This is a genomic window from Methylobacterium sp. UNC300MFChir4.1 (assembly GCF_900110155.1).
In the GTDB taxonomy this organism is placed as follows: domain Bacteria; phylum Pseudomonadota; class Alphaproteobacteria; order Rhizobiales; family Beijerinckiaceae; genus Methylobacterium.
In genome coordinates, this window is record NZ_FOCS01000002.1 from 120,496 (window position 1) to 137,774 (window position 17,279).

Sequence of the window (17,279 nt, forward strand, 5' to 3'; positions counted from 1 at the left end):
ACCGCGGACGTCCGTTCACGGCACTGCCGCGCCCGTCGAGCGGGCGTGGATAAGCCTCGAGCCATGCGCGTTTTCGCGCTGCGACGCATCAACCGCGCATTGGCGCCTTCGTGGAGCCCGTGATACTGGCACTTGCCAACCCGATCCCGCAGCGCGGCCTCCATGAGCGCTGCCGTCCGAGGAAAGTTGGCACATGGCCCGAGTAGAAACCGCATCGATCATCGAGGGACTCACCTTCGACGACGTGCTCCTGCGGCCCGCCGCCTCCTCGGTGATGCCGACCGAGGTCAGCGTCGCCTCGCGGCTGACCCGCACGATTCCGCTGAACCTGCCGATCCTCGCCTCGGCGATGGACACGGTCACCGAAGCGCCGATGGCCATCGCCATGGCGGCCAACGGCGGCATGGGCGTCATCCACCGCAACCTCGAGCCGCCGGAGCAGGCCGAGCAGGTCCGCCTCGTCAAGAAGTACGAGTCCGGCATGGTGATGAACCCCATCACCATCCACCCCGACGAGACGCTCGCCGACGCCTTCGAGGTGATGAAGCTCAACCGGATCTCCGGCATCCCGGTGGTCGAGCGCGGCCCCAACGGCTCGCGGGGCAAGCTCGTCGGCATCCTGACCAACCGCGACGTCCGCTTCGCGACGAACTCCAACCAGCCGGTCGCCGAGCTGATGACCCGCGACCGCCTGATCACGGTCCGCGAGGGCGTGACCCAGGACGAGGCCAAGCGGCTGCTTCACCAGTTCCGGATCGAGAAGCTGCTGGTCGTTGACGACCATTACCGCTGCATCGGCCTGATCACCGTCAAGGACATCGAGAAGCGCGTCGCCTACCCGAACGCCGTCAAGGACGAGCAGGGTCGGCTGCGCGTCGCCGCCGCCACGACGACGGGCGACAGCGGCTTCGAGCGGGCCGAGCGCCTGATCGACGCCGGCTGCGACGTGATCGTGGTCGACACCGCCCACGGCCACTCGATCAAGGTGCTCGATGCCGTCGCCCGCGTGAAGCAGCTCTCGAACGCCGTTCAGGTCATCGCCGGCAACGTCGCGACGCGGGACGGCGCCAAGGCGCTGATCGATGCCGGCGCCGACGCCATCAAGGTCGGCATCGGCCCGGGCTCGATCTGCACGACCCGCATCGTGGCGGGCGTGGGCGTGCCGCAGCTCACCGCGCTGATGGAGGCGGTCGAGGCGGCCGGCGAGGCCGACATCCCGGTCATCGCCGACGGCGGCATCAAGTATTCGGGCGACCTCGCCAAGGCGATCGCGGCCGGCGCCTCCGTGGCGATGCTCGGCTCGCTGCTCGCCGGCACCGACGAGGCGCCCGGCGAGGTGTTCCTTTACCAGGGCCGCTCCTACAAGTCGTACCGCGGCATGGGCTCGGTGGGCGCCATGGCCCGCGGCTCGGCCGACCGCTACTTCCAGGCCGAGGTGAACGACACCCACAAGCTCGTGCCGGAGGGCATCGAGGGGCAGGTCCCCTACAAGGGCCCGGTCGGCAACGTCCTGCACCAGCTCGCCGGCGGCCTGCGCGCCGCCATGGGCTACGTCGGCGGCGCCACGATCCCCGAGTTCCAGGAGCGGGCGCAGTTCATCCGCATCACCAATGCCGGCCTGCGCGAGAGCCACGTCCACGACGTGACGATCACCCGCGAGAGCCCGAACTACCCGTCGCGGACCTGAGGCATCGATGCGCACGCTGATCGTCGGGGCCGGCGCGACCGGCGGCTATTTCGGGGCGCGCCTCGCCGAGGCGGGCGCCGACGTGACCTTTCTGGTTCGGCCGGCGCGGGCGGCGAAGCTGGCGGCGGACGGCCTCAACGTCCGCTCGCCGCTCGGCGACCTGCACCTGCCCGCTCCGCCCACCGTCACGGCCGATAAGCTGGCCGGGGCCGGGCGGTTCGACCTGATCCTGCTGTCGTGCAAGGCCTACGACCTCGACAGCGCCGTCGCGGACCTCGCGCCGGCGGTGGGCCCCGACACCGCGATCCTGCCCGTGCTCAACGGCATGTCGCATCTCGACGTGCTCGACGCCCGGTTCGGTACGGACCGCGTTCTCGGCGGTTCGTGCGCGATCGCCGCGACGCTCGCGCCGGACGGCGCGATCCGCCACATGAGCGAGCTGTGCAGCATCACCTACGGCGAGCGGGACGGGTCGCGCTCGGCGCGGATCGAGGCGGTCGACGCGCTGATGCGCGGCCTCAAGTTCCAGCCGCGCCTGAGCGACGTGATCCTGCAGGAGATGTGGGAGAAGTGGGTGTTCCTGGCGACGCTCGCCGGGGCGACCACGCTGATGCGCGCCGCGGTCGGCGACATCGTGGCGGCGCCCGAGGGCACCGCGCTGATCTCTGCGCTGCACGCCGAATGCACGAGCGTCGCCGCGGCCAGCGGCTACGAGCCGCGCGCCGTCGTGGCCGAGCGGGCGCGGGCGCAGCTGACGGCGGCCGGGTCCACCTTCACGGCCTCGATGCTGCGCGACATCGAGAACAAGGGGCGGATCGAGGCGGACCACGTGATCGGCGACCTGATCGCTCGCGGCCAGCGGCTGGCGCCGGAGGTGCCGTTCCCGCTCCTGGCCGCGGTCTATACCGGCCTCAAGGCCTACGAGGCCCGCCGGGCGCGGGAGGCGGCCTGAGCCGCGCCCCGCGCGGACGCTTCAGTAGCGGCCGGGCGGCGGCGGGGGCGGGTTGCCGTATTCGAGCTGCGTCTTGGCATCGACCCGCGGACGCGGCACCGGCGTCAGCTCAGGCTGGGCGGCGGGCGCGCTCGCGCAGGCGGCGAGTGAGGCGGTGACCAGGGCCGCGAGGGCGACGCGAACGGTGGACGTCATGGGCTGGGGTACTCCCGGGATGCGCCCGCCATCGGACCGGTCTGGTCCGGCGGGGGCGGATGCCATACGACACGCGGCGGCCCGCACGGCGGACCGCCCGCAGCACGGTCTGCGCCGCGAAGGTGCAGGAAGCTCGGCCGTAACGTGGCGGCATCGTGGGCCAAGCGTGGCCGTTTCACGTCGTCATTGACGCATTCCGAAGGATCCGAACTCTGACCCCCGCCGCTCGCTGCTCCGCCGCCATCGAAGTCCTCACCGATATCGCCGAGCGGCGTCGGCCGGCCGCCGACGCCCTCAAGGACTGGGGTCTCGCCCACCGCTTCGCCGGCTCGGGCGACCGCGCGGGCATCGCCAGCCTCGTCTACGACGCCCTGCGGCGGCGGGCGTCGGCGGCCTGGATCATGGGCGCGGACACGCCGCGCGCCGTCCTCATCGGCACACTGCGCCTGCAGCAGGGGCTCGCGGCGGCTTCGGTCGCGGCCCTGTTCACCGGCGAGCGCTTCGCGCCGGCTTCCCTCAGCGACGACGAGCGCGCGCGCCTCGACGGCGGGACGCTGCAGGACGCGCCGCCGGAGGTGGCGGGTGACGCGCCGGCCTTCGTGCTCGCGGACCTCGCGGCTACGCTCGGCGACGACCTCGTCCCGGAGCTGAAGGCGCTGGCGCGGCGCGCGCCCCTCGATATCCGCGTGAACGCCCTGCGCGGCGACCGCGACGCGATCCTGCCGGCGCTCGCGGCCTACGACACCGCGCCGACACCGCACGCGCCGGCGGGCCTGCGCGTCCCGATCGGCGCCGACGGGCGCGGTCCGGCGCTCCACGTCGAGGCCGAGTTCCTGGAGGGCTGGTACGAGATCCAGGACGAGGGCTCGCAGCTCGCCGCGCTCCTCGCCGCGCCGCGCGCCGGCGAGACCATCGTCGACCTCTGTGCGGGCGGCGGCGGCAAGACCCTGGCCCTCGCGGCGGAGACGGGCAACGGCGCCCGCCTGATCGCCACCGACGGCGATCCGCGCCGGCTCGCGCCGATCCACGAGCGCCTGCGCCGGTCCGGTGCGCTGGCCGAGGTGCGAACCCCGCGCAGCGGCAAGGCGCGCGCCGACGTCCTGGAGGATCTCGACGGCAAGGTCGACCGGGTGGTGGTCGACGCGCCCTGCACCGGGTCCGGCACGTGGCGCCGGAATCCGGATGCCAAATGGCGGCTGCGGCCCGGAAGTCTCGCGCTGCGGACCGCCGAACAGGCCCAGGTGCTCGATCGGGCGGCGCGGCTCGTCAGGCCCGGCGGCCGGATCGTCTACGTCACCTGCTCGCTGCTCTCGGCGGAGAACGACGCCGCCGTCTCCGGCCTCCTGTCGGGCTGGCGCGGCCGCTTCGACGTCGTCCCCGCGGACGAGGTGCTGGCAACAGGGCCGGATTCGCTCCGGTCAGCCGTGCGGAAGACGGCCCACGGGATCCAGATGAGCCCGCTGCGGACTGGGACTGACGGCTTCTACGTCGCCGTCATCGCGCGAAAGAGCTGAGGCGCGCCGCCGCGACGGAACCCGCCTCGCGACCTTGGGCGTTGCCCCCGCGCTCCCGCGCTCCCGCGGGAGCCGGGCTCGCCGGGGGGCGGTCCCGCGCGCGGCCTCACCCGGGAGATGCCTTTGCGCCTCGACCGCCGTCTCCTGCTCGCCGGTCTCGGAAGCGTCCTCGGGCTGCGCAACGCCCGGGCGAAAGGGCCGGCGGAGACGGCACCGCAGCCCGCGCCGCACGAGTCGATCCGGGCTCTGCCGCGCTCGCTGCCCGGCGCGGATCTGCAGGTGATCGAGCTGTGGCCCGGCGCGCCGCCGGGCGGCGGTGACGGGCCGAACCCGGACGGCTACCGCTACGTCGAGGGGACCTTCGGCGACGTCACCCGGGTCGCGCAGCCCTGTCTGCTGGTCATGCGTCCGGCCAACCCGAACGGCGCCGCGATGATCGTCGCGGCGGGCGGCGGCTACGAATTCATCGCCCTCGGCAACGAGGGCGTCCCGGTCGGCCGCGTCCTGAACGCCGCCGGCATCACGGTCTTCCTCCTCGTCTACCGCCTGCCCGCGGAGGGCTGGGGCTCGGGGCCGGACGCGCCGCGGCAGGACGCGCAGCGCGCCCTCCGGCTGGTCCGGGCGCGCGGCGCTGAGTTCGGCATCGATCCCGCGCGGGTCGGCGTCCTCGGCTTCTCGGCGGGCGGCCACCTGATGGGCGAGACCGCCGTCGGGAGCGCCCGGGACCTGTACGCGGGCGTCGACACCGCCGACGCTCAGCCGATCCGGCCGGCGCTGGCCGGTCTGATCTACCCCGTCATCACCATGCGCAAGCCGTTCGACCGGACCGCGACCCGCCGCATCCTGGTCGGCGACGAGGTCACCCCCGACGAGATGAAGACCTACTCGGTGGATCTGCAGGTCGGGCCGGAGACGCCGCCGACCTTCCTGGTCCAGGCGATCGACGACCCCGTCGCCGTTGCCGACCATCCGCTGCTGATGTTCTCCGCACTGCGGAAGGCGCGCGTACCGGCCGAGCTGCACCTGTTCGAGCGCGGCGGCCACGGCTTCGGCCTCGGCGCGCCCGGGACACCGGTGGCGGCGTGGCCGGGCCTGTTCCTGGCCTGGATCCGCCTGCACGGTTTCCTGCGCGCCTGACCGCTCACTCCCCCCGCGTCTGCAGGCGATGCAGCTTGGCGACCTTCGGCCGGCTGGTCCGGAACTGGCCGCGCTCCACCGCGACGAAGACCACGATCGCGATGGCGACCGTCGTGAGCCACCAGACGGCAGTCAGCCCGACGCTCAGGCAGGCCACCGTGAAGGCGGCGGCGAAGCAGCCCATCGCGCCGGGAACGAGGGCCGGGCCGTCCCGGCCGGCCCGCCGGATCGAGGCGTAGAGGGCGAAGGCGGCGGCGAGGGCGCCGACGATGCCGAGCTCGTACCAGAACTCGAAGAGCGCCGTGGTCGGTGCGTTGGCCGGCAGGAGGCCGACCAGGCGTCCGCGCAGGGCCGTCTCGAAGCCGTGCCCGGTGATCAGCCGCACCGGATCGGAGGTCACGACCTTCTGCCAGCTCTTCAGCGACAGCACCGCGGGTGCGACCGGCCCGAAGAGAGCGGCGCCAACCGGCCGCGCCAGGAAGGGGAGCAACGGCGCCGCCGCCAGCAGGGCGGCCGAGAGGAGAGCGGTGAGCGTCACCCCGAGCCTCGGCCGGTAGCTCGTCACCGCGAAGGCGACGGCGCCGACCGACAGGGCGGCGATCTGCGTCCCGTCCGGCTGGACCGTGAGCGCCAGGGCGACGAGCAGCGCGAGGCCCAGCGCCTCCCGGTCGCGGCGGCGGGACCGCAGCCACGCGAGGGCCGGCCAGAGCAGCAGGATGAGCAGGACGAGGCCGCGATCGAGGGCCCCGTCATCCTCGACGCCGGGCGGCGCGATGTGGGCGCCGAACAGCCCGAGCATGATCGCGACGATCGCGCCCGCCACGACACCGAGCGGCAGGAGGTAGAGGTTGGCCGAGCGCATCCTGTCGGGGAGGGCGAGGTAGCCCAGGAGGGCGAGGCCGATGGTTGCGCCGAGATTGGCCAGCCGCTCCAGCGCCGGCCCGAGGAAGGGCGTCCAGGTCAGCGACAGCGCCGACCACAGCACGACCAGCATGCCCGCCAGGAAGGCCGGAGCCGTCAGGAGGCGATAGGTCGCCGGACGGACCGGACGCTGGCGCCGGTCGATGACGCTGGCGATGATCAGGAGGATCACGGCGATCGGCGCGAGGATCACCGAGGCGCGTCGTGCGACCTGCGCGAGGACGGGGAGAACCACGAAGAGGCCGAAGAAGCCGATACGCCGCAGCAGCGCGGCGGCGTCGAGCGCCGGATCGATGGTGGTGGAGTTCGACGCGCGCGGCATCTTGCGCCTTCTCCCGGACCGGGACGGCCGGATCCCTGCTCGATACGCAAGGCTCGCGCAAGCTGCTGTAGACGTTGCGCCACAGTCTGGCCCGCGCGAACCGCGCTCACGCGACGGTCGCGGTCTCCCGCGGGCGCCGGCGCACGGCCCGGCGGCCGACATCCGACGCGACGCGCCAGCCGCCCCACGCGACGAAGAACCCGATCAGACCCGCGGCCAAGCCGTCGGCGCTCGTGGGCACGGCCGGGCTGAAGTCGTGATAGGCGGCCTCGGCCACCGGCACGTCGGGATCGCGGAGCATCGCCACCACGCGCCCGAGTGGGCTCGTCGCCGCACTCAGGGCCTGCTGCTGGGCGCTCAGGCGGGCGAGACGGGCGATGTCGGCCCGGGCGGCCTCGCCGCGGCGGGCGACGAGTTGGTCCGGGTTGGCGCGCAGCCGGTCGACGGCGCCCTCGCGCGTCGTCCCGGACGCCTGCGCGTCGGATTCGAGGACCGCCACCTGCCGACGGAGCTCGTCCGCGGCGCCCCCGAGGCGCTGCGCGTATTGCTGCGCGAACTCCGGGGCCTGCGCGGCGACCACGCCTCCGAGCAGGCCGAGGGCGAGGCCGAAGGTGCGGAACACGCGAAACATGCCTTGCCTCCGGCGGGGGAAACGACCCCCGACAAAGAGCATGCGCGGGGCGGTGGTTCCAGCCGCGGGTGCGACGACCCCTGACCCGGGGTCTCAGCCCGGCAGCGTGAGGAGGCCGGCCTTGCCGTCGGCGCAGCCGAACAGCAGGCGGCCGCCGCGCGCGTCCCAGCCGAGCGCCGTGACGCCGCTCCCCTGGACGGCCGGTCGCACCAGCAACTCGGCCGCGTCGGTGAAGCGGACGAGCAGGATGCAGCCGTCCTCGTAGCCCATGGCCAGGACCGGCGCCTTCGGGTGGAACGCCACGCGGGAGACACGGGCCGGGCGGACGCCGCATTCCCGCGGGGCCTTGCCGGTCGGACCTTCCTTGGAATCGAAGGGCCACACGATCGCCGCCTCGGCCCCGCTGGTGGCGAGCCAGTTCCCGTCGAACGACCACGACATCGAGCGGACCTTGCCGGGATAGCCCGACATCCGCATGTGCCCGCGATCCGGCTGGAGGCGCCAGCCGTGCAGGCTGTTCTCCTGCATGGTCGACACCACGAAGCGCCCGTCCGGCGACCACGTGACGTCGATATGCGAGCCCTTCCAGGTGATCACCTCGGCCGGCGTCTCCAGATTGGGGTACCAGAGGCTCACGCCGTTGTAGTGGGCGACGCCGAGCCGGTAGCCCTTGGGCGCGAAGACGAGGCCGCGGGCGGAGGACGGCGCCTCGAAGGTCTTCTCGCGGCCCTTCGCGTCGCGGGCCACGACGGTCCGGCCGGCCGACCACGCCACCGCGCCGTCGGGATGGGCGGCGAGCGCGTCGATCCAGGCGCCGCCCTTGGCGAGGCCGAGCTGCTCCGTCGCGCCGTCGGCGCGGATCGCCACCACGCGGCCGTCGTCGCCCCCGGTGAGCAGCCGGTCGACTCCGCCGGCCGCGACGAGGATCCCGCTGTCGGGATGGGCGGCGACGCGGGCGATCCCGTCCTCCCGCACCAGCGCGACCGTGCCGTCGCTGAGCGCCAGGGCCGGCACGTCCTTCAGGAAATGCGCGGCGAGCACGTGCTCGCCGGGCTCCAGCGCGGCGACGTGACTGGTGAGGGACGGGTTGCTGACGGGGCTGCTCATGTCGGGGGGACATTTGCGGCCGGCGGCGCGGTGCGCAAGACCAGGAAGGCGGTAATCAACGCCAGGCCACCCGAGATCGCCGCCGGGGCGATCAGCGCGTAGAGACCGAATTCCTGATAGGCCCGCGCGCCCAGGTAGGCGCCGAACAGCAGCGAGATCCAGACGGAGGCGTCGCCGAGCCAGCCGAGCGGATCTCCGGTGCGGGTCAGGGCCTGCGCGATCTTCTGGCCGAGGCTGAACAGCGCGCCGGTGACGAAGGTGGTGCCGGCCCGGAAGCCCTTCACCTGCGCCAGGACCGCGTTCTGGGATCCCATCGCCAAGGCGACGAAGAAGGCCGCGACGCCGAGTTCGGGCGACTGGAGGCCGAGCCCCAGACCGGCGAGGATCAGGAGCGACTCGTAGGCGAGGACCGCCGGCGTCGCCCATCGCGGCGGCACCAGGATCGCCAGCCCGCTCCCGAGGACCGATCCCGTCAGGAACGCCAGGATCAGGATCGCCGGGAGGATCATGTGGTGCAGCTCGACCTGGGCGCCGAGAACGGCGAGCTGCGTGGTGTTGCCGCTCATGAAGGATGTGTAGAGGCCGCCGAGCCGTACGAAGCCGAGGGCGTCGACGTAGCCGGCCATACCGGTGAGGAGCAGGCCGACGCCCAACTGAGCCGGGCGGTTCACGGTTCGGACCCGCGGTCGCAGATCGGTAACGCTCTGTTAACCATTCGGACGCCTTCGTTCAGGGGTGACGGGCCGCGGTTAACGCGCCGCTCACCAAACCCGAGCAATTCGATGCAAACACGGTGAACGCCGCGTCGGAAGGGGTCGTTGCCCCAGCGATCCGGCTCGGGAACACCGTGCCCCCGCCGGGTGAGTGGGAGTTGCGTCATGGTTCCGTTCGCCGCCGCGTTCGTCTGCCCGACCCTGCCCGTCCCGGACCGGGGCGCCGCCACGATACTGGTCGTCGAGGATGAGCCGACCGTGTGCGAGCTGGCCGCCGAGGCGCTCCTCGAAGAGGGCTACCGGGTGCTCACCGCCGCGGATGCCTGGGAAGCCGAGGCGATCCTGGCCCGGGAGAGCGTCGACCTGCTCTTCACCGATATCGATCTGGCCCGCAACACGGACGGCCTGTCGCTCGCCCGGTGCGCCCGCCGGCTCTCGCCCGACCTCCCGGTCGTCTACACCTCCGGGGGCCGGGCTTCCCTGGCGGGCTGCGAGGCCGTTCCGGGCTCGGTCTTCGTGCCGAAGCCCTACCGTCCGAGCCAACTCGTGGCGCTGACGCAGGATGTCCTGCGCGCCACGCCCCTGCACACCCTCTGAACTGGATCTTCGAGGATCACCGCCATGTGGCGCTCTCTTCCCGCACTCGGCCTCGCACTCGCCGCCGCGCTCGCCGCATCGCCGGCCGGGGCCGCCTGCGACGTTAAGGGCGCGCAGATCGAGGAGGCGATCGCCAAGAAGAGCGAGCTGCGCGAGGACGCCAACGCCCAGCTGGTGCGCGATCTGCGGACCCTGCGCGACGCCGCGATCGTCCTCGAGAGCTACAAGTTCCCCGGCGAGTGCGAGGTCCTGCTGGGGATCGTGCGCTCCCTGCTGGCCAATCCGGGCAAGACCATCGAGCAGAGCGGCGACACCGACGAGGAGAAGGCCGAGGACCTGATCGAGGCGCGCGAGCCCAAGGCCGCGGCGGGCGAGCCCAAGGCCGCGCCGGGCGGGCCGAAGGCGAAATAGCGCCTCGCCGTCCGGGCCGCCGCGCCGCCTCAGCGCTCCTCGCCGGCACTGGCCCCAATCTTGGCGCGTGCCAGGGCGCGGCTGAGCTTGGCGGCGATCTGCGCGCGCAGCATCTCCGCCATCTCGATATCCACGAGGCGCCAGCTCAGGCCGCGCAGCCGCAGCCGAATCCGCGTGCGCTCGGCGCGAGACCCTTCCGGCGGGATCGGGATCACGACCGCGCGGAAGCCGCGCATCTCCAGGGCCGCGTAGTACGGCATGAGCCGCCCGAGGCCGCGGATGACCAGCCCCTCCGGTCGTGTGCCGGCCGGGCGCTCGAGGTCGAGCTTGTCGGGCCAGCCATTGGCCAACAGGTCCATCACCGTCTCCGGCGTCACCATCGTCTCGGCGAGCGCCAGGGCGAGGCCGTAGGCGGCGTCGTTGAGACGCTGGCGGTCGCGGGGCTCGAGGTCAGGATCGGTCTCGGACGCCGCGCGCATCGCGGCGGTGATCTGCCGGACGAGCGACAGGCGCAGCGTCCGGAAGTTCACGTGGCTCTCGACATAGGCGGCATCGTGCCGGCGCACCGCCTGCGCCAGGTCGTAGAGCGACCAGAGCGGGCTCATCGTGAAGGCGAGCCACGCCAGGGCGAGGGCGACCGGGACCGCGAGCCAGCGCACGGCCTCAGCGCCCCGTCCGCGCGGTCATGACCGCGCCGCCCATCGATCGAGGCCGGCGAAGGCGGCGACGACGCGCTCGTAGACCGGCCGCTTGAAGGGAACGATCAGGTCCGGAAGCTCGGAAAATCGCGCCCACCGCCAGGCGTCGAACTCCGCCTTGTGGGCGCCGCCGCCGGGCCGGAGCACGTCGATCAGATCCTCGCTGCCGACGAAGCCGTAGGCGAACCATTTCTGCGTCTGTCCGCGGTAGCGGCCCTTCCAAGCCTGCTTCATCACCGCCGGCGGCAGATCGTAGGGGAGCCAGTCCGGAATCTCGGCCAGGAGCTTCACGGCCTCGGGCGGAACGTTGGTTTCCTCGTAGAGTTCGCGGCGGGCGGCGGCCTCCGCGTCCTCGCCGGGATCGATGCCGCCCTGCGGCATCTGCCACATGTGCGGACCGTCGACGTGCTCGGGACCGGCATCCTTTCTGCGACGCCCGACGAAGACGCCGCCGGACGGCGCGATCAGGGCGATGCCCACGCAGGGGCGGTAGGGCAGGGCGATGCCCGGGTCGGAATCCGTTACCATCGCGGCGACCATAGGTCAGGGGGAGGCGAGGCGGCAACGTCGACCAAGTCTTCACCGGCCCGGAAGGCGCCGGATCTACTTGCGCTGACTTTGGACACGGACACGCTCAATCGGCAGTCGAGACCCGCTTGTCGCGGGCGCCCCGCAGCGCCACGCTCGCCGGCACGAGGCGCAGCCCGCGCGAGTCGATCTCCTTGGCCCAGCGCGCGATCCGATCGATGCTCAGCGGTGTCCCGGTCGCCGAGACCAGGGCGAAGCCGTTGGCGCGGGCCCGGGCTTCGGCCTGGGCGAGCGCGGCGTCGATCGCGTCGGCGCGCGGCGTGGCGTCGAGGACGATCTCGGCACGGGCCACCGGCGTCTTGCCCTTGTTGGCGGGCGCCGCCGCGGGTTTCGGGGCCGTGCCGTCATCGAGGAACCCGAGACCGCGGGCGCCGATCTCGCGCAGGACCGGCTCGAAAGCCGCGTCGGCCATCAGCTTGGAGCCCATGAAGTTCACCGCGCCGACGTAGCCCGGGAAGCGGCTCATCGCCCAGGCGAGGCGGTCCGCGTTCTCCGGTCCCCGCAGCGCGGTCAGCAGCGTCTGCGGACCCGGATCGCTGTCGGGATAGTCGAAGGGTTCCATCGGGAGTTGCAGGAAGATCTCGTGGCCGGCGTCCCGCGCGCGCGCCGCGGCACGCTCGGCCTCGCCCCCGTAGGGCAGGAAGGCGAGGCTCACGGCGGCGGGCAGGCGCGCGGTGGCGCCCGCGGTCGCGGCCTGACCGACGCCGAGACCGGTCACCACGATCGCGACGCGCGGCCCGCTGCCGGCCTCCTCGGTCCGGGCGTAGACGTCGAGGGCGCGGATGCGGCCCTCGCCGAGCTTCGGCATGAGACCGTGGCGGCCCGCCTCGCTGATCCGCGGGTCGGGGGCCTGGGCGAGACGGGGGGCGCTCGGCGGCGGCACGCGGATCACCACCGCCTCGCTCGGCCCGCTGCCGGCAGGGCGCACGACCGTCACGCCGGACGCGGTCTCGACCTCCTCGGCGCTGCGCTGGAGGGGCGCCGTTCCCGGCGCCGTCGTGATGACCTGGGGCTGCTGGGCGACGGGGGCCTGTGCGGCCGGACGGGCCGCGGGTTCGCGCGTCGCGATCGCCACCTGGACCCGGGGTTCACCGCCCTGGGGGTCGCCCAGCGCGAGCACGAGGCCGGCCGCCACCGCGAAGCCGGCCGCGAGCGCCGCGGCCGCGACCCGGGGCCTGCGGGCAGCCGCGATCAGCCGTCCGATCCGGCCTGCGGGCTGCGCCGGCGCCGCCTCCGGCACCCCGAGGGGGCGCGTGAGGATATCGTCGGTGGACTCGGTCAAGCGGCTCTCGATACGGGATCGCGGTTCCTGCGCCGGTCGGCGCGGTCCCAACCCTCGCATCCATTGCGGCCGGGTATGGTTAACGTTCCGCTAACGCCCGGTCCCAGAACGGGAAATCCCGCCCGGCGGGTGGCCGGACGGGATCGGATCAGAGGGGCGCGGGGTTGCCGAACGATCAGTTCGGCAGGCTCGGCTTCTGCTGCTGCGCGGGCGTGCCGTTGGCGGCGCCCTTCTGGATGCCGTGGAGGAAGTCCACGGCCGAGATCAGCTGCTTGTCCTTGGCCGGATCCGGCGGGACGTAGGCGGAGGATCCGCCGCGCTCGTCGGTGTCCTTCTGCTTCAGGTGGCCCTTCAGCCCGGCCTCACCCTTGGTCTCGTCCTTGCCCTTGAGCTCGTCCGGCACGTCCTGCGTGACCTCGACGTCCGGCTCGATGCCCTTGGCCTGGATCGAGCGGCCCGACGGCGTGTAGTAGCGCGCCGTGGTGAGCCGGAGGGCGCCGGAGCCGCCGAGGGGGATGATGGACTGGACCGAGCCCTTGCCGAAGGAGCGCGTGCCCATGATGGTCGCGCGCTTGTGATCCTGGAGGGCGCCGGCCACGATCTCGGAGGCCGAGGCGGAACCGCCGTTGACCAGCACCACGATCGGCTTGCCCTTGGTCAGGTCGCCGGCCTTGGCCGAGAACCGCTGCGTCTCGTCCGGGTTGCGGCCGCGGGTGGAGACGATCTCGCCGCGATCGAGGAAGGCGTCGGAGACCATCACGGCCTGATCGAGCAGCCCGCCCGGGTTGTTGCGCAGGTCGACGATGTAGCCCTTGATCTTGTCGGCACCGATCTCGCCCGTGAGCTTGTCGATGGCGGCGCGCATTCCGTCGAAGGTCTGCTCGTTGAACTGGGTCAGGCGGATGTAGGCGACGTCGCCGCCCTCGATCTTCGAGCGCACCGGCTTGATCTTGATCACGTCGCGGGTGAGCGTGACGTCGATCGGGTCCTTCGACTCCTTGCGGCTGATCTTGAGCTTGACGCTCGAGTTGACCGGGCCGCGCATCTTGTCGACCGCCTGGTTCAGGGTGAGGCCCTGGACCTGGTCGTCATCGATCTGCGTGATGATGTCGTTCGCGAGCAGGCCCGCCTTCGCCGCCGGGGTGTCGTCGATCGGCGTGACGACCTTGATCAGGCCGTCCTCCATCGTGACCTCGATGCCGAGGCCGCCGAACTCGCCGCGGGTGGTGGTCTGCATGTCGCGGAACGCCTTGGCGTCCATGTAGCTCGAGTGCGGGTCGAGCGACGTCAGCATGCCGTTGACGGCCGCCTCGATCATCTTCGACTCGTCCGGCTTCTCGACGTAGTCGGTGCGGACCTTCTCGAAGACGTCGCCGAACAGGCTGAGCTGGCGGTAGGTCTCGGCCGAGGCGGCCACGGCCCGCGGACCCGACAGGAAGTCGGTCTGGGTCGCCACCATGGACGTTCCGGCACCGAGGAAGGCGCCGAGCATGATCAGGGAAGTCTTGCGCATCAGCCGCGAACCTTCTCGCCAAGTACCGTATTATTCGGGCTCTTCGCCCACCACGGCTCCGGATCGATGGAGCCGCCGTCCTTCTTGAACTCGACGTAGAGCGTGGGATCACCCTCGGACCCGCCGGGACCCGCACCCCTGTCGCCCATGCTGCCGACCGGTTCGCCCGCGAGCACGAACTGACCGACCTCGACGCTGATCCGGTCCATTCCCGCGAGCAGAAGATAGTAGCCGTCGCCCGCGTTGATGATCAAGAGTTGGCCATAGGACCGAAACGGCCCGGCGAACTGCACCCACCCGTCGGCCGGGGACGAGACCGACGCCTTCGGGCGGGTCGTGAACGACACGCCGCGGGTCGTCCCGCCGTTGCCGTCGGGCTGATTGAAGCCGCGTGCGACGCGTCCGCTCACCGGCCGCGGCACTTCGCCCCGCGCCTCGGCGAAATGCACTTTGGGCGCGAGCCGCGCCGGATCGCGGAAGCCGGCCGCGGCGAACCGCTCCTGCGTGATGCGCACCTCGCGCTCCGCGGCAGCCTTGGCCTCCTCGGCGGAGCGCTTCGCCGCGGCGACCTCCGCCTCCGTGCGGTCGAGCAGGTCCTTCAGGTTCTTGGCCTGCGCGCCGAGCTCGGTGGCGCGGCGCCGCTCGGCCGTGAGGCCGCTCTCCACCTCCGCCTGCCGCGCGCGCCGGGCGGCGACCAGGGCCTGCAGGCGCTGCTGCTCGCGCGCCCAGCCGGCGAGGTCGTTCGAGAGGCCTTCCTTGTCCTGCGCGATCAAACCGCGCAGCCTGATCATTTCCGCGAGATCGGCCGCGAGCGTGTCCACCTCGCCCCGCAGTTCCGGCACCACGGCACCGAGCAGCATCGAGGTCCGGATCGCGGCCAGCACGTCCTCGGGGCTCACCAGCACCGCCGGCGGCGGGCGGCGGCCCATCCGCTGGAGCGCCGCCAGGATCTCGGCGACGATGCCGCGCCGACCCTGAAGCGAGTGCCGGATCGCGGCCTCGCTCTCGCTCATCGCCTTCAGGCGCTCCTCCAGGCGGCTGAGGCGGTCTTCCGTCGCCTGCGCCTGACGATTCGCGTCGAGGAGGGCGGTGTCGAGCTTCGCGCGGTCGGACCCGATCGCCGCGATCTCGGATTCGAACTGCGCGCGCTGCCCCGCGCTGGCGGCGAGGGCGTCCTGCACGCGCTTCAGGTTCTCGGCCCGGCGCTCCCGCTCCTCGTTGGCCCGCTGGATCGCCTCGGGATCCGTGGGCTTCGGGGTCTCGGCGCGCGCGGCGACAGTGATCGACAGCGCGGCCAGCAGGGCGAGTGCCGCGCGCGCGCGCCGCGACCCAGGCTTCGACTCGGGCTCGGACATCCTCACGGCCGCTCAGCCCGCCTCACCGCGATGGTACGGGTGACCGGCCAGGATGGTGAGGCTGCGATAGAGTTGTTCGAGGGCGAGCACGCGAACGAGTCCGTGGGGCAGGGTGGCGGCCCCGAACGACAGGATCAGCTCCGCGCGCGTCCGAATTGAGGCGTCCAGCCCGTCCGGGCCGCCGATCACCACGACCAGGGCCGGCCGTGCCGCGTCGCGCCAGGCGGCGACGCGCTCGGCCATGGCCTCGCTGGCGAGATCGGCCCGACCGCGCTCGTCATAGGCGACGAGGACACCGCCCGCGGGCAGATGGGTCGCGAGCGCCGCCGCCTCCTCGACGCACCGGTCCGGGGCCCGACGGGCGCGGGATTCCGGGATCTCGACGCTGTCGCAGGACGGGAAGCCGAGGCCGCGTCCGAGTTGCGCGGCGCGGTCGCGATATCGTGACGCGAGTTCGCGCTCCGGCCCGGCCTTCAGCCGTCCGACCGCGGCCAGGACCAGGCGCACGGATTCGGATCCGGCCTAGCCGGCCGCGATCCCGACGGGGCGGTCGGCGCCCCACATCTTCTCGAGATTGTAGAAGCCGCGGACCTCGGGGCGGAAGATGTGCACCAGCACGTCGCCGGCGTCGATCAGCACCCAGTCGCAGGCCGGCATGCCCTCGACCCGGGCGTTCCCGTAGCCACGATTCTTCATCTCCTGGATGATCTTGTCGGCGATCGAGCCGACGTGACGCTGCGAGCGACCCGACGTGATGATCATCGTGTCGGCGAGCGAGGTCTTACCGGCCAGATCGATCGCGATCGTCTCCTCGGCCTTCATGTCGTCGAGGCATTCGAGGGCGAGCGCCTTCAGGTCGTCCGAGCGCGCCTGACCGGCTTCGACCGGGGCCTGGACGGGGGTGCGGATCGTCTCCGTGTGACTGGTTTCGGGCAGAGTCCTGGTTCCTCGTTCTGCCGCACGGCGACGTCGGGCCTTGCGGGATCAGGTGAAATTGGCGGTATCGGGCCGCGATTGCAACCGCGCAGACTTCGGCGGCGCCGTCCCCCGACCCGTGCGCGCGCGGATCTGCGTGGACGACAGGGTCGAGCGCGGCCCGTGCAGGAACATCCAGGCCGGCGGCGACCGCAGCGCGAGCGTCGACGCCGCCGCCTCGGGGACCCGGGCACCGGCCAGGCGTCGGGCCGCGCGGGCACTCAGCGGCGTCATGGTGAAGCCGGGCCGGTCGATGACGGCGATCGGCACGAGGCGGGCGATCTCGGCGAAGCCCTTCCAGCGATGGAAGGTCCCGAGGGAATCGGCTCCCATGACCCAGACGAAGTGAACGCCTGGGCACCGGCGCGTGAGGAAGCGCAGCGTCTGCACCGTGAAGCGGACGCCGAGCGCAGCCTCGATCCCGGTCACGGCGATCCGCGGGTGCCGGGCGATCTGGCGCGCCTGGGCGCATCGCGCCGCGACGGAGGGGAGGGCGCTCCGGCTCTTGAGCGGGTTCCCCGGGCTCACCAGCCACCAGACCCGGTCGAGCCCGAGCCGACGCAGCGCCGAGAGCGTCACGTGCCGGTGGCCCAGATGGGCGGGGTTGAAGGATCCGCCGTAGAGGCCGATCCGCATGCCGGGAGCGCTCGGCGGCAGGGTCAGCCGCACGCCGAACCGTCA

19 protein-coding genes are annotated in these 17,279 nt (G+C 72.6%); 6 read left to right on the forward strand and 13 right to left on the reverse strand.

Annotated elements, in window-relative coordinates:
* Positions 1 to 193 precede the first annotated feature (193 nt).
* Both guaB and panE read left to right on the forward strand, forming a co-directional pair.
* Positions 194 to 1,687, forward strand: coding sequence for an IMP dehydrogenase (guaB, locus tag BMY19_RS03975; protein WP_100250918.1), 1,494 nt, complete (start codon positions 194 to 196; stop codon positions 1,685 to 1,687).
* 7 nt (positions 1,688 to 1,694) lie between these two features.
* Entirely contained in the window at positions 1,695 to 2,639 is a 945-nt protein-coding gene (panE, locus tag BMY19_RS03980) for a 2-dehydropantoate 2-reductase (protein ID WP_100250919.1), read from the forward strand.
* 21 nt (positions 2,640 to 2,660) lie between these two features.
* On the opposite strand, the gene BMY19_RS30770 is transcribed toward panE, so the two are convergent.
* Positions 2,661 to 2,834, reverse strand: a complete 174-nt coding sequence (locus tag BMY19_RS30770) for a hypothetical protein (protein ID WP_165923052.1) — start codon at positions 2,832 to 2,834, stop codon at positions 2,661 to 2,663.
* Positions 2,835 to 2,989: 155 nt separating this feature from the next.
* On the opposite strand from BMY19_RS30770, the gene BMY19_RS03985 reads away from it, so the two are divergent.
* Both BMY19_RS03985 and BMY19_RS03990 read left to right on the forward strand, forming a co-directional pair.
* Positions 2,990 to 4,348: an RsmB/NOP family class I SAM-dependent RNA methyltransferase gene (locus BMY19_RS03985; protein ID WP_244534826.1), complete on the forward strand. Its 1,359-nt coding sequence runs from the start codon at positions 2,990 to 2,992 to the stop codon at positions 4,346 to 4,348.
* A 123-nt stretch (positions 4,349 to 4,471) separates the two neighbouring features.
* Positions 4,472 to 5,485, forward strand: coding sequence for an alpha/beta hydrolase (locus BMY19_RS03990; protein ID WP_100250920.1), 1,014 nt, complete (start codon positions 4,472 to 4,474; stop codon positions 5,483 to 5,485).
* A 4-nt stretch (positions 5,486 to 5,489) separates the two neighbouring features.
* Here BMY19_RS03990 and BMY19_RS03995 read toward each other — a convergent pair whose 3' ends face one another.
* From BMY19_RS03995 to BMY19_RS04010, 4 genes are all read right to left on the reverse strand, one after another.
* Positions 5,490 to 6,728 carry a peptide ABC transporter permease gene (locus BMY19_RS03995; RefSeq protein WP_091978382.1) on the reverse strand — a complete coding sequence of 413 codons (1,239 nt, stop codon included), beginning with the start codon at positions 6,726 to 6,728 and terminating at the stop codon, positions 5,490 to 5,492.
* Positions 6,729 to 6,834: 106 nt separating this feature from the next.
* A complete protein-coding gene (locus BMY19_RS04000) occupies positions 6,835 to 7,359 on the reverse strand; it encodes a DUF2937 family protein (RefSeq protein ID WP_091678012.1) in 525 nt (174 codons plus the stop codon).
* A gap of 93 nt (positions 7,360 to 7,452) precedes the next feature.
* Positions 7,453 to 8,466 carry a WD40 repeat domain-containing protein gene (locus BMY19_RS04005; RefSeq protein ID WP_100250921.1) on the reverse strand — a complete coding sequence of 338 codons (1,014 nt, stop codon included), beginning with the start codon at positions 8,464 to 8,466 and terminating at the stop codon, positions 7,453 to 7,455.
* Positions 8,463 to 9,137 carry a YoaK family protein gene (locus BMY19_RS04010; RefSeq protein WP_100250922.1) on the reverse strand — a complete coding sequence of 225 codons (675 nt, stop codon included), beginning with the start codon at positions 9,135 to 9,137 and terminating at the stop codon, positions 8,463 to 8,465. The genes BMY19_RS04005 and BMY19_RS04010 overlap by 4 nt, the downstream gene beginning before the upstream one ends.
* Positions 9,138 to 9,344: 207 nt before the next feature.
* Between BMY19_RS04010 and BMY19_RS04015 the strand changes: the two genes are divergently transcribed.
* Positions 9,345 to 9,776 carry a response regulator gene (locus tag BMY19_RS04015; RefSeq protein ID WP_170862902.1) on the forward strand — a complete coding sequence of 144 codons (432 nt, stop codon included), beginning with the start codon at positions 9,345 to 9,347 and terminating at the stop codon, positions 9,774 to 9,776.
* Between the two features lie 24 nt (positions 9,777 to 9,800).
* A complete protein-coding gene (locus BMY19_RS04020) occupies positions 9,801 to 10,187 on the forward strand; it encodes a photosystem reaction center subunit H (protein WP_100250923.1) in 387 nt (128 codons plus the stop codon).
* A 29-nt stretch (positions 10,188 to 10,216) separates the two neighbouring features.
* Here BMY19_RS04020 and BMY19_RS04025 read toward each other — a convergent pair whose 3' ends face one another.
* The 8 genes from BMY19_RS04025 to BMY19_RS04060 all read right to left on the reverse strand — a co-directional run bounded on the left by BMY19_RS04025 (position 10,217) and on the right by BMY19_RS04060 (position 17,267).
* Positions 10,217 to 10,846, reverse strand: a complete 630-nt coding sequence (locus BMY19_RS04025) for a DUF2939 domain-containing protein (RefSeq protein ID WP_020091472.1) — start codon at positions 10,844 to 10,846, stop codon at positions 10,217 to 10,219.
* A gap of 24 nt (positions 10,847 to 10,870) precedes the next feature.
* Positions 10,871 to 11,425: an RNA pyrophosphohydrolase gene (locus BMY19_RS04030; protein WP_020091473.1), complete on the reverse strand. Its 555-nt coding sequence runs from the start codon at positions 11,423 to 11,425 to the stop codon at positions 10,871 to 10,873.
* A gap of 94 nt (positions 11,426 to 11,519) precedes the next feature.
* Positions 11,520 to 12,755 (reverse strand): divergent polysaccharide deacetylase family protein, encoded by a 1,236-nt coding sequence (locus tag BMY19_RS04035; protein WP_100250924.1) that lies wholly within the window; start codon positions 12,753 to 12,755, stop codon positions 11,520 to 11,522.
* 175 nt (positions 12,756 to 12,930) lie between these two features.
* Positions 12,931 to 14,268: a S41 family peptidase gene (locus tag BMY19_RS04040; protein WP_020091475.1), complete on the reverse strand. Its 1,338-nt coding sequence runs from the start codon at positions 14,266 to 14,268 to the stop codon at positions 12,931 to 12,933.
* Complete coding sequence (locus BMY19_RS04045) at positions 14,268 to 15,623, reverse strand: murein hydrolase activator EnvC family protein (protein ID WP_100250925.1); 1,356 nt, start codon at positions 15,621 to 15,623, stop codon at positions 14,268 to 14,270. The genes BMY19_RS04040 and BMY19_RS04045 overlap by 1 nt, the downstream gene beginning before the upstream one ends.
* A gap of 12 nt (positions 15,624 to 15,635) precedes the next feature.
* Complete coding sequence (gene rlmH, locus BMY19_RS04050) at positions 15,636 to 16,130, reverse strand: 23S rRNA (pseudouridine(1915)-N(3))-methyltransferase RlmH (RefSeq protein ID WP_020091477.1); 495 nt, start codon at positions 16,128 to 16,130, stop codon at positions 15,636 to 15,638.
* 15 nt (positions 16,131 to 16,145) lie between these two features.
* Complete coding sequence (rsfS, locus tag BMY19_RS04055; protein WP_081636441.1) at positions 16,146 to 16,532, reverse strand: ribosome silencing factor; 387 nt, start codon at positions 16,530 to 16,532, stop codon at positions 16,146 to 16,148.
* A 75-nt stretch (positions 16,533 to 16,607) separates the two neighbouring features.
* Positions 16,608 to 17,267: a nicotinate-nucleotide adenylyltransferase gene (locus BMY19_RS04060; protein WP_100250926.1), complete on the reverse strand. Its 660-nt coding sequence runs from the start codon at positions 17,265 to 17,267 to the stop codon at positions 16,608 to 16,610.
* Between the last annotated feature and the right edge of the window lie 12 nt (positions 17,268 to 17,279).

What these genes read in the sequence shown, in the direction of transcription:
- guaB (WP_100250918.1), top strand. Translation starts at nt 194, where the DNA reads ATGGCCCGAGTAGAAACCGCATCGATCATCGAGGGACTCACCTTCGAC.
- panE (WP_100250919.1), top strand. Translation starts at nt 1,695, where the DNA reads ATGCGCACGCTGATCGTCGGGGCCGGCGCGACCGGCGGCTATTTCGGG.
- BMY19_RS30770 (WP_165923052.1), bottom strand. Translation starts at nt 2,834, where the DNA reads ATGACGTCCACCGTTCGCGTCGCCCTCGCGGCCCTGGTCACCGCCTCA.
- BMY19_RS03995 (WP_091978382.1), bottom strand. Translation starts at nt 6,728, where the DNA reads ATGCCGCGCGCGTCGAACTCCACCACCATCGATCCGGCGCTCGACGCC.
- BMY19_RS04000 (WP_091678012.1), bottom strand. Translation starts at nt 7,359, where the DNA reads ATGTTTCGCGTGTTCCGCACCTTCGGCCTCGCCCTCGGCCTGCTCGGA.
- BMY19_RS04005 (WP_100250921.1), bottom strand. Translation starts at nt 8,466, where the DNA reads ATGAGCAGCCCCGTCAGCAACCCGTCCCTCACCAGTCACGTCGCCGCG.
- BMY19_RS04015 (WP_170862902.1), top strand. Translation starts at nt 9,345, where the DNA reads ATGGTTCCGTTCGCCGCCGCGTTCGTCTGCCCGACCCTGCCCGTCCCG.
- BMY19_RS04020 (WP_100250923.1), top strand. Translation starts at nt 9,801, where the DNA reads ATGTGGCGCTCTCTTCCCGCACTCGGCCTCGCACTCGCCGCCGCGCTC.
- BMY19_RS04030 (WP_020091473.1), bottom strand. Translation starts at nt 11,425, where the DNA reads ATGGTCGCCGCGATGGTAACGGATTCCGACCCGGGCATCGCCCTGCCC.
- BMY19_RS04040 (WP_020091475.1), bottom strand. Translation starts at nt 14,268, where the DNA reads ATGCGCAAGACTTCCCTGATCATGCTCGGCGCCTTCCTCGGTGCCGGA.
- BMY19_RS04045 (WP_100250925.1), bottom strand. Translation starts at nt 15,623, where the DNA reads ATGTCCGAGCCCGAGTCGAAGCCTGGGTCGCGGCGCGCGCGCGCGGCA.